Below are 1,767 nucleotides of genomic sequence, written 5' to 3'. Positions count from 1 at the left end.
CAAAGGTTTTTTCGTGCATCTCCAGTTCCAAACGATAGGTGTCTTCTAACTGATCTCTAAGGTGTTTGGTGAGTTGCTCCTTGATTGCTATCAAGCTATCCCGGGAGTGCTTTGCTATTTCTTTGGCAAGATCAAATGCTTTAGACAACAATTCTTCTCGAGGGAGCACAGGGTAATAGAGTCCTTTTTCTTGTAACTCTCTTCCTGAATATTCCACCGCAGTCAGTAAAGTCTCTCTGGCAAGATCATACCCCGTTTTATCCGGAAAAGCAAGGGTAGCTGCAGCTCCGGGGGTGAATCCATAATTCATATAAGGACTTACATAGTGGCTCTGTTCACTAAACAAAATAAAGTCGGAAAACATCCCCAAAGACCAGCCTGCTCCGATACCATGTCCCTGCATCGCTGCTATGACAGGTATCGTACACTCCATAGCTAATTGAAAAACCTTTGTATCTGTAAATTTGGCCTTTCCTTGTTGAATCGCCAATAAGCTTTCTTTGGTACCTCCAGATGCAAAATAGGTGTCATACCCTGTTAATACTACTACCTTATAGGTAGCAGTAGCTGCTATGTGTTGAAAAACCTCGATGATCCCTTCTAAAAATGCGGTAGAAAACATGTTCTTCGCATCTCTGTCTTCCATCTTCACTTCTAAAATACCCTCTGGATAAAGGGTTGCTTGTATTACTTTGGTATGAAGTGGTATCGCTGTAGGTACCTTAGGAAAGGATACCTCTGGTGCTTTGGTTTCTAACCAAACCGGAAGCTGTTCTATCTTTTCACGGATCAGCAAAGCGTGTTTCTGCTTCCAGGATGTTACACTGGCTAATGGTAGCTTGGTCCATTGCTGTGCCAACTCCTTGGCTTTTGCCAATACCTCTGCTTTATCTACTACCGTTACAGCTCCTAGTTGCTGTTGTAACTCTGCTCCTGTATATGTTTTTCCTCTTAAAAGGAGTTCCTTGCAAACATACGGACTTAGGCGATCTGCAAAAACCATAGCTGCTCGTTTGGCCAGTTCTGGTCTTTCTAAAAGCTTGCTCGCAGAATACTTCCCTTCTGTTTGGTAGATACATCCATCACAAGACTGGGCGATCCATAGCGAGATATCTTTTGCATTGGATCTAATAGCGGCTATCACAGGAACCGTGGATCCATAGATCAAATCCTGAAGCTTCAAGATATCTTCTTCCGAAGTCTCTCTATCGGATACCGAAATGAATTCTGATCCATCGCTGGTAAGTACAATTGCTTTATAATACTCGCTTTTTGCAACCTGACTAAAAATATTTGTAAAACCAGAAATCAGATCTGTAAGCGTATATGGTTTTTTGCCTGTACCTATTTGGATCGTTAATATATGTGGGTCTGTATTTTCTAACTTCAAATATTTAGAGGAAGAAGTAATCTTAACGGTACTAACTTTGGAGTTACTTTCTTCTCTTACTGCTTCAACTGTCTTTAACTTTTTTGTGTATTTTAATATATGACGCCCTAAATGCTGCTTTAGCAAACGTAGTGCAGTTTGGGATTTCTTTGAAAGAGATACTGCTAGTTGTTCTGCGTACTCCTCTACCTGTTCTGAGGGAAGAACTGGAAAGCTCCACCCCTTTTGCTGTAGCTCTTTTCCTTGTAATACTCTTGATTGGTATAACAAATCTAAGGTCAAAGCTTCTCCAAATCGTTCTTTAAACAAGGCTTCTTCTTCTACAGAGGCAAACATCCCTGCATTAAGATCGCTATACCCATACGTACTTTCTTTAC

The 1,767-nt window shown here is 41.1% G+C and carries 1 protein-coding gene; it reads right to left on the bottom strand.

Translation table 11 applies throughout. The annotated features are described in order from the left end of the window. Window positions 1–1,767, bottom strand: a 1,767-nt coding sequence (locus H527_RS24275) for a polyketide synthase (protein WP_081414671.1), incomplete at both ends; no start/stop codon positions are given.

It is taken from the genome of Aquimarina muelleri DSM 19832, from assembly GCF_000430665.1.
GTDB lineage: Bacteria > Bacteroidota > Bacteroidia > Flavobacteriales > Flavobacteriaceae > Aquimarina > Aquimarina muelleri.
This window is presented reverse-complemented; position numbering and strand designations above follow the sequence as displayed.